The organism is Streptomonospora mangrovi, from assembly GCF_027604915.1.
In the GTDB taxonomy this organism is placed as follows: domain Bacteria; phylum Actinomycetota; class Actinomycetes; order Streptosporangiales; family Streptosporangiaceae; genus Streptomonospora; species Streptomonospora mangrovi.
Genome location: NZ_JAJAQC010000097.1, coordinates 1 through 9,353, shown reverse-complemented (window position 1 = coordinate 9,353; position 9,353 = coordinate 1). Strand labels below are relative to the sequence as shown.

5 protein-coding genes are annotated in these 9,353 nt (G+C 75.7%); 3 read left to right on the top strand and 2 right to left on the bottom strand.

The annotated features are described in order from the left end of the window. Positions 1-762 precede the first annotated feature (762 nt). Entirely contained in the window at positions 763-2,046 is a 1,284-nt protein-coding gene (locus tag LG943_RS27140) for an isochorismate synthase (RefSeq protein ID WP_408648665.1), read from the bottom strand. Between the two features lie 154 nt (positions 2,047-2,200). Here LG943_RS27140 and LG943_RS27135 point away from each other — a divergent pair, with 154 nt between their 5' ends. The 3 genes from LG943_RS27135 (at position 2,201) to LG943_RS27125 (ending at position 8,147) form a co-directional block, all read left to right on the top strand. After that, on the top strand, positions 2,201-3,790 hold the full coding sequence (locus LG943_RS27135) for a glycoside hydrolase family 10 protein (protein WP_270075230.1): 1,590 nt from the start codon (positions 2,201-2,203) through the stop codon (positions 3,788-3,790). A gap of 138 nt (positions 3,791-3,928) precedes the next feature. After that, entirely contained in the window at positions 3,929-7,690 is a 3,762-nt protein-coding gene (locus LG943_RS27130) for an AAA family ATPase (RefSeq protein ID WP_270075229.1), read from the top strand. Positions 7,691-7,853: 163 nt separating this feature from the next. Further along, positions 7,854-8,147 (top strand): DUF3040 domain-containing protein, encoded by a 294-nt coding sequence (locus LG943_RS27125; protein ID WP_270075228.1) that lies wholly within the window; start codon positions 7,854-7,856, stop codon positions 8,145-8,147. An 11-nt stretch (positions 8,148-8,158) separates the two neighbouring features. Here the strand turns inward: LG943_RS27125 and LG943_RS27120 are convergent, their stop codons facing one another. Continuing rightward, positions 8,159-9,133 carry a hypothetical protein gene (locus LG943_RS27120; RefSeq protein ID WP_270075227.1) on the bottom strand — a complete coding sequence of 325 codons (975 nt, stop codon included), beginning with the start codon at positions 9,131-9,133 and terminating at the stop codon, positions 8,159-8,161. Positions 9,134-9,353: the final 220 nt, after the last annotated feature.

Sequence of the window (9,353 nt, the reverse complement as noted above, 5' to 3'; positions counted from 1 at the left end):
GTGGAGAGGGCTGAGTTGGACCGGGTGGAGGGGCTGCTCAACACCCGCCCGCGCAAGACGCTGGGGTATCGCACCCCGGCCGAGAAGCTGGACGAACTGCTAGTCGCAACAACCCATTGACACCAAGGCGGCACCCTTTTCTCTTCTATGCCCGTTTTCGTGGGCGACGAGATGCGGCTTTCCTTCAAAGCGGCGACTGCTAGCCGCGCCTCGTCGTGAATGGGGCCGTTCTCGTCTCACCATGTGAGATTTCAGAGGGTTGGAGTCCCATTTGTCCCATTGGGGAAGGTGCCGGTCGCTCCGAACACGGGGAAGAGGTTTCGGCAGCCAAAAGGCCCGCGCGTCTCGCGCTCTGACCCCGCCTTCGCCTGAACGGCCCTCGCCGACCCGAGCCGGTCCCGCCCGCCCCGACTGCCCGCCCCCGTCGCGCACTTCAGCCGCTGGGGTGAGGTCCGTTGATCGCTTGTCCGAGCCGTCCGCCGTCGTTGCCGCCCCGTCGCTCACCTCCACCACCCGCCCCGAGTACCGGTGATCGCGGCCCGGGGCTGGGCTTCGCCTCGCTGCCCCGTCGCCCACCCCGACCACTGGGGCGGGGTCCGTTGACCGCCTGCCCCAGACCTCCGCCGCCGTCGCCGCCCCGTCGCTTACCCCGACCGCCCGGGCGCGGGCCGATAACCGCCGTCCCGGTCCGTTTGGGGCTGGTGGGGCTGGTGGTGATGTTGGGGATTGATCGGCTGGTCGGGCAGCCGGGCAGGCCGCCGACTATTCGGCCTCGTCAGTGAGCGCCGCCCGCATCACCCGCAGCTTGGCCTCGGCCTCCGCGAGTTCCTCGGCCGGTTGGGAGCCCGCCACGATCCCGCAGCCGGCGAACAGGCGGGCGCGGGTGCCCTCCACGTGGGCGCAGCGCAGGGCGATGCCCCACTCCCCGTTGCCCGCCGAGTCGATCCAGCCCACCGGACCGGCGTAGCGCCCCCGGTCCATGCCCTCCAGTTCGGCGATCAGCTCCACCGCCGCGTCCGTGGGTGTGCCGCCCACCGCGGCCGTGGGGTGCAGGGCCGCCACCACCTGGAGGGTGGAGACCCCCGGCAGCAGGCGGGCGGCGGCCGGGGACGCCAGGTGCTGGACGTTGGGCAGCCGCACCAGTTGCGGCCGGTCGGGCGCGCGCACGTCGGTGCTCAGCGGCGAGAGCGTGCGCCGCAGCGACTCGATGGCCAGGCGGTGCTCCTCGGCGTCCTTGGCCGAGGCGGCGAGTTCGGCCGCCAGGCGGGCGTCCTCCTCGGGTGTGGCGCCGCGCGGGCGGGTGCCGGCCAGTACCACCGAGTGGACCTCGTCGCCCTCGCGGCGCAGCAGCAGTTCGGGGGTGGCGCCGACCATGCCCGCCACCGAGAAGGTGTAGCAGTCGGGGTAGTCGCGGGCCAGCCGGCGCAGCAGGGTGCGGGCGTCGATGGGCCGGGCGGCCTGGGCGACCACGTCGCGGGCCATGACCGCCTTCTCCAGGCTGCCGCCGCCGCGGATGCGCGCCACCGCCCGCGCCACGGCGTCCTCCCACTCCTCGGCGCTGAGCGCGCCCTGGTGCCACTCCAGCGGCCCCACGGGCGCGGCCGGGGGCACCGCCCCCAGGGGGTTGGCGGGGTCGGGGTGCTCGCCGCCGCGGTCGACCACGGTCGTCACCCACGCCTTGCCGTTGCGGCGCCCCCAGACCACGCGCGGCACCACCAGGACCGAGCCCGCCGAGCGGGGGTCGAAGGTGAAGGAGCCGAAGGCCAGGGCGCCGGTGCCCGGCAGCCCCACCTCGTCGCTGACGCGGGTGCGGGTCCACACCCCCTCCAGGGCGGCGGCCGCGCCGGTGAAGCGGGCGGTGCCCACGGCGCCGGACTCGGGCGGCAGGGTGATGCGGGCGGCCTCGCCCCAGGCGGCGATCCCCTCGCCCTCGCGCAGCCAGGCCAGCGGCGCGGTGGCCGGCAGCCGCTCCAGGGGGTCGATGTCGCGGGGCAGGGCGCGCGTGCGCACGTCCAGTTCGGGCGCTTGGTCCAGAGCGGCTGTCACAACCGCCCATCTTAAAAGCCCGTAAATCCCCTCACGTGCCGTTGGGGCGCGGCCGCCCGCCGCCGCCGTGGTCCGACGACCCGCCGGGCCGCCATAGGCTGTGCCGGAATGCCAGGAAAAGGGCTCGTTCTGCCAAACCGGAGGTAAAGCACGGATGCGACGGCTGCTCGGAGCCGTGGCGTTGATCACCGCTGTCCCCCTGCTGGGCGGCTGCCTGCCGTCCGCCCCCGGCGGCGACGGCGCCTCGCCCTCCCCTCACGCTCAGCGCCCCCAGCCGATCCCCACCGACTGCGCGCCCCAGGGCGAGCACCCCAAGCGCCAGTTGCGCGGCGCCTGGATCGCCACCGTCCGCAACATCGACTGGCCCTCCCAGCCGGGCCTCAGCGCCCGCGAGCAGCGCCGGGAGCTGGACGACCAGCTCGACCGCGCCCGCGACATGGGCCTCAACGCGGTGTTCTTCCACGTGCGCCCCACCGCCGACGCCCTCTACGACTCCGAGCTGGAGCCCTGGGCGCGCTACCTCACCGGCGAGCAGGGCGGCGACCCCGGCTACGACCCGCTGGCCTACGCCGTGGAGCAGGCCCACGCCCGCGGCCTGGAGCTGCACGCCTGGTTCAACCCCTACCGGGTCGGCTGGCAGGACCCCGACCTGGAGAACCTCTCCGCCGACCACCCCGCCCGCCGCCACCCCGACTGGCTGGTGGAGTACGGCGAGGAGGGCTACCTGGACCCGGGCAACCCCGACGTGCGGCACTGGGTGGGCGACGTCGTCCTGGACGTGGTGGAGCGCTACGACATCGACGGCGTCCACTTCGACGACTACTTCTACCCCTACCCGGCCGAGGGCGAGGAGTTCGACGACGACCGCAGTTGGCGGCGCCACGGCGGAGACTTCGACAGCCGGGCCGCCTGGCGGCGCGACAACGTCACCACGCTCATCTCCGAGATCCACGGCCGCATCCGCGACACCAAGCCGTGGGTGCGCTTCGGGGTGTCGCCCTTCGGGATCTGGCGCAACGCCGGGAGCGACCCCGAGGGTTCGGCCACCCAGGGCCTGGAGTCCTACGACGCCCAGTACGCCGACACCCGCGCCTGGATCCGCGAGGGCACGGTCGACTACGTCGTGCCCCAGCTCTACTGGCACCAGGGGTTCGCCGCCGCCGACTACGCCGAGCTGGTGCCCTGGTGGTCCGAGCAGGTCGCCGGCACCGGCGTGGACCTCTACATCGGCCAGGCCGCCTATCGGGTGGGCGAGCCCGAATGGCGCGGCGCCGACGCGCTCAGCCGCCAACTGGACTTCAACGCCGAGCACCCCGAGGTCGGCGGCGACGTCTACTTCTCCATCAGCGACCTCACCGGCCGCGCCGAGGAGGCCATGGACCGGGTGCGCGCCGACCACTACGAGCGCCCCGCCCTGCCCCCCGCCGCCGACGGCGCCGGCGACCGCGCCCCCCAGGCCGTCACCCGGCTCGACGCCCAGCGCACCGGCGGCGAGGTCCGCCTGTCCTGGGAGCCCGCCGAAGGCGCCCGCTTCTACGCCGTCTACCGGGTGGCCGGCGAGGGCGACGACCCCTGCGACCTGGCCGGCGCCGAGAACCTGCTGGCCGTCACCGGCGCCGGCGACGCCCCCGAGTTCACCGACACCGACCCCGTGGACGGAGCGGTGCGCTACCACGTCACCGCCCTGGACGACTACCGCGCCGAGAGCGCCCCCAGCCCCGAGGCGCGCCTCTCCAGCCGCTGAGGCACCGCCCGCCGGCGGTGACCGGAACCGGCCGGGGCCCCGCCCCGTCGGACCCCACGCGCCCGCGCGCCCCCACCATGGAGAACAGCACGCCGCCTCCGGGCGGCCCCGCCCCCCATCCAGCGTTAAGGAGCCAGGTTGACGGCCATCCGCCTTCCCGAGCACTTGGAGTTGCTCCTCACCGACGAGCCGGTGCTGGACGTCTACTCCTACGGCCCGTGGCGCGTGCCCGACGGCCTGGTCGAGGAGTTGAGCGGGCGCATCACCAAGCTGATGGAGGACCCCCGCGCCGAGCCCTTCCGCGCCGGCACCCGCGACCGCATGGCCAACGAGGTGCTCCAGCAGGTAGTCATGCTCTCCGGGGCGATCCGCGTCAACGCCGGCTACTACGCCCGCATGCCCGCCATCCTGGTCGGCGACCACCTGCCTAACTCCAACGTCACCACCGACCACACCCAGTGGATCTTCGACAACCTGCGGCTGCCGCCCTCCTATGAGCTGTTCGAGACCGCGCGCGGCGACGCCGAGCGCGAGACCGCGCTCGCGCTGATCTACGAGGTGCTGGAGGCGGTGGAGGGCATCGCCCCCTGGGACGACCGCCGGGCGGTGCTGCTGGAGCTGCACCGCACCCGCGCCGCCGACCCCGCCGCCCGCGCCGTCGACCTCACCGAGAAGCCGCGCGAGCTGCGCAAGGTGTGGATGGCCGCCGCCGGCGAGGACGTGCTGGCCGTCGTCCCCGAGTTCGCCCCGCCCGGCGACTTCCTGCGGTGGGCCTTCGCCGGGTTCCGCGCCGCCCACGAGCGTCTGTCCGCCGTCGCCCACGACGTCCCCGACATCGCCGACGTGCTGGGCGACCTGGCCATCGGCCTGAAGCTGCCCAGCTTCCCGCCCATCGCCAGCGTGGTGCTGGACCGCCCGGACTTCGACGAGCAGGTCGAGCGCCTCACCGCCGAGCGTGCCACCTACAACCAGACCGCCTGGAGCCGGCGCGCCCGCACCTGGCTGTGGCAGGCCGTGCTGGCCGGCGAGGCCGACGCCTGCCGCGCCTGGCTGGACATGGGCACCCGCGTGGCCACCGCGCTGGCCTCCGCCGACGACGACGTGCTGCAAAAGCCGACCGTGGGGATCCCGCTGCCGGTCGTCGGCTTCCAGCAGGACCTGCGCCGCTACGGCCGGCCGCCGCGCCGCCTGGTCGGCGTGCCCACCGGGGTGCCCGACGCCAAGGGCGAGGACTCCGGCACCGCCGAGGACGGCACCGACGACTCCGCGCGCTCCCTGGCCGCGCCGCTGGCCGAACTCGACGCACTGGTGGGCCTGGATTCGGTCAAGCGGGAGGTCCGCGCCTACGCCGAGGAGGCGCGGGTGGAGCGGCTGCGCACCGAGGCCGGGGTCACCATCACCCCTCCGGCCCGCCACCTGGTCTTCACCGGCAACCCCGGCACCGCCAAGTCCACCGTCGCCCGCATCCTCGGCTCCCTCTACGCCGCCGCCGGCACCCTGTCCTCGGGCCACGTGGTGGAGGTGGGCCGCGCCGAACTGGTGGGGGAGTACATCGGCCAGACCCCCGCGCGAGTGGAGCAGATCGTGAAGAGCGCCATGGGCGGGGTGCTGCTGGTCGAGGACGCCCACGCCCTCACCGAGTCGGACTCGGGCAAGGGGCTGGGCGCCGACGTCATCAACGCGCTGCTCAAGCACCTGGAGGAGCGCGGTGACGCCTTCGTGGTGGTGCTCAGCGGACCCGAGCGCGACATGGGCCGGTTCCTGGCCGCCAACCCGCGCCTGGCCGCCCGGTTCGCCCGCCGGCTGCACTTCCCCGACTTCACCGGTCCCCAGCTCACCGACGTGTTCACCACCGCCGCCACCTCCATGGGCTTCACCCTCGCCGAGGGCACCCGCGCCCGCGTCGACCAGTTGCTGCGCCGCACCGCGCGCGGCCCCTCCTTCGGCAACGCCCGCACCGTGCGCAGCCTGGCCGAGCGCGCCGCCGCGCTCCAGGCCCGCCGCGTGGCCGCCCTGGGCGAGGCCGCCGACGCCGAGGCGCTGGCGCTGCTGCTGCCCGAGGACATCCCCGACACCGCCGCGCCGCGGCCGGGCGCCGGCCCCGCCGAGGCGGCCGAGGCCGTCGTGCCGACCGCCCAGGGGGCCGCGCCTGCCGAGGAGACCGAGGACGCCGCCGCGCCGGGCACCCCCGCACCCGACACCCCGCCCGCCGCAACCGCCGAGACCGACCCCGCCGCCGGGCCGCTGCGCGAGCTGGACCGGCTCGTGGGGCTCAGCGCCGTCAAGCGCGAGATCCGGCTGTATGCGGCCGAGGCCCGCGCCGAGCGGCTGCGCGAGGCCGCCGGTGCGCCCGCCGCCTCGCCCACCCGCCACATGGTGTTCCTGGGCAACCCCGGCACCGCCAAGACCACCGTGGCCCGCATGCTAGGCGCCATCTACGCCGACCTCGGCCTGCTGGCCTCGGGCCACATGGTCGAGGTGAGCCGGGCCGACCTGGTCGCCGAGTACATCGGCCAGACCGCGCCGCGCGTGGAGAAGGTCGTAAAGTCGGCGGTGGGCGGCGTGCTGTTCATCGACGAGGCCTACACCCTCACCGAGTCCAGCTCCCGCAACGACTTCGGCCACGAGGCCGTGGCCACCCTGCTGAAGATGATGGAGGACTTCCGCGACGACCTGGTGGTGGTCGTCGCCGGCTACGAGCGCGAGATGACGCGCTTCCTGGCGTCCAACCCCGGCGTGGCCTCCCGGTTCCCCCGCCACCTGGCCTTCGCCGACTACACCGACGACGAGCTGACCGACATCTTCCGCGTCATGGCCGCCGACGCCGGCTTCCGGGTCGGCGAGGAGACCGCCGCCCGCGTGCGCCAGGTGCTGCGCGCCGCCCCCCGCGACGCGTCCTTCGGCAACGCCCGCGTGGTGCGCAACCTGCTGGAGCGCGCCATCGCCCTCCAGGCGCGCCGCGTCACCGAGGGCACCGACCACGGCGCCGACGCGCTGGGCGAGCTGCGCCCGGCCGACATCCCCGCCACCGCCAGCGCCCGGGTCGGCGCCGCCCTGCCCGAGGACCCGCTGGCCGCCCTGGCGGACCTGGTGGGCCAGGCCCGCGTCAAGAGCGAGGTGCGCGCCCTGGACGCCCGCGCGCGGGTGGAGCAGGCCCGCCGCGACGCCGGCATCCACGCCGCGGCCGCCCCCGGCCACCTCGCCTTCACCGGCAACCCCGGCACCGCCAAGTCCACCGTGGCCGCCGTCCTGGGCGCCGTCTACGGCCACCGGGGACTGCTGTCCTCGGGCCACCTGGTGCGCGCCGACCGCCGCACCCTGTCGGCGCCCGCCTACGACCGTGACGCCGAACCGGTGGCCGAGGCGGTGCGCGCGGCGCTGGGCGGGGTGCTGCTGGTGGCCGACGCCCACGAGCTGGGCGCCAACCGGCCCGGCCAGGTCAGCGCCGCCGAGACCGTGGAGACCCTGGCCCGGATGATGGCCGACAACGCCCAGGACCTGGTGGTCGTGCTCACCGGCCCCCAGGACGAGTTGGGCTCCTTCCTGGACTACCACCCCGTCCTGGCCGCCCAGATCGCCAAGCGGCTGCACTTCGCCGACTACACCGACGACGAGCTGTTCGCCATCGTGGCCGAGCGCGCCCGCGAGGCCGGGTTCCGCCTGGGCGCGGGCGCCGAGCGGGCCGTCCGCGCCTGCCTGGCCCGCACCCCCCGCCGCCCCGACTTCGCCAACGGGCGGCTGGCCGAGGCGGTGTTCGCGCGCACCGCCGCCAACCAGGCCGCCCGGATCTCCGGGCTGGACCGGCTGGACGCCGACGTGCTGCGCGAGCTGACCGCCGCCGACGTCCCCGCCACCGCCGAGGACGCCCCCGCCGAGCGGCGCCCCGGGCTGTACCTGTAGCGGGGGCCGAGGGCGGGCGGCGCGGCGGCGCTCTCGTGTTCGGACACGAAATCGGCGCCGGGCACGACTGGCACGGCCCCCGGCGGATAGAACCATTACCAGGGACCGGGTGGCCGCGGCGGACCACCCGGGCGGCGGCCGTCCGCGCGGCGAGGAGGGTGCCATGTCACTGCGTGAGAACGAACGGCGGATCCTCGCCGAGATCGAGCGGCGTCTCGGCGAGGAGGACCCGCGCCTGGCCCGGCACCTGGCCGACTTCGGTGCCGACCAGGACTCCGACCCCGGGTTCAGCGCCACCAAGGCGTTCGCCTGGCTGGTGTGCGGGCTGATCGCGCTGGTGCTGCTGGCCATGCTGACCGCGCTGTACTTCAGCGCCCCGGCGCCGGCGCGCACGCCCCCGCCCAGCGGGCAGCAGCAGTCGGCCCCCCAGGAGGAGGTGCCCGCCGGCACCCCCTGAGCGCCGGCGCCTCAGACGGGCAGGGCGCCGCGGAACCGGTCGAGGGGGACCTCGGGGCGGGTGGTGGCCAGCCACCCGTGGCCGCGCGTCCCGTGCGCGGACATGGGGCCGGGCTCCACCGACAGCAAGAACGCCGCGGTGGAGGCGTGCACCGTGCCCTCGGAGTCCTCGTCCTCGCCGGCCTCGAACGGCAGCGGGTCGCCGAAGAACGGGGGGTCGGCGTAGGTGCTGTAGCCGCGCACGCCCCGGCCCTCGCGCGACACGTACCAGTTCTCGGCGGAGTGGTAGGGGTCGATGCCGTAGAAGTGGGCCTCGCCGCATCGCCGGCTGAGCCGGTCGGCCAGGGTGAAGCCGTCGAGTTCGTCCACGAAGGAGTCGCCCCACACCAGCCGCCACATCCGGCCCGGCCCCTCGTGTTGCCAGTTCTCGAACTCCGGGGTGATGAACACCCGGTAGGCGGTGGCGGTGGCGCCCTGGGCGTCCCGGAACTCCCGGGAGTTCTCGGCTGCGGTGGCGGCGGCCACGCCCATGGCCACGGTGGCGGGCGTCAGGCCGTGCAGGTCCAGCGCCGCGACCGCGTCGTCGAACCGGTCGGCGGGGAAGGCCAGCCAGCGGCCGGCGTCGGAGGGCAGGCGCACGTCGCCCTCCTCGGCGAGCCGGATCCGCACCAGCCGCTCCACGGCGCGCCGGTCGGCCTCCGCCAGGCACTCGGCGCCGCCCAGGTCCACCAGCAGCCGCAGGGCCGTGCGGCGCAGCCGGCCCGGCCCGCGCCGCCGCACCTCGCGCAGCGGCAGCAGCGCGGCCTCGCCGATGCGGTGCAGGACCGACTCCGCCGGCGAGTAGCGCGAGGCGCCGTCGGCGCACAGGGGCAGCAGGCGCTCGACCACCGGCGCGCCGAGGTCGGCGAGGAGGGGCGCGGCGGCGCGCCGCGCGCCGCGATCCTCGCCGGTGAGGTCGCGCAGCAGCGCGTCGACGCGGTCGGGCACGGCGCCGATCCTAGCCGCCGCGCGCCCGCCGCGATCACGCGGGAGCCCCGGCCCCGGCGGGCGGGCGCGCCCGGGGCGGGCGCGGCGCGCCGGTGTCGACCGACACCCACGGCGAGGACGATCCCGTCACCGCCTCGGCGCTGCGGGCGCCGGGGGCCGCGGCGGCCGGCGGGCCGACCCCTGCAAGCCGCCCGCGCCCCACGACTGGGCGCTGCCGGCC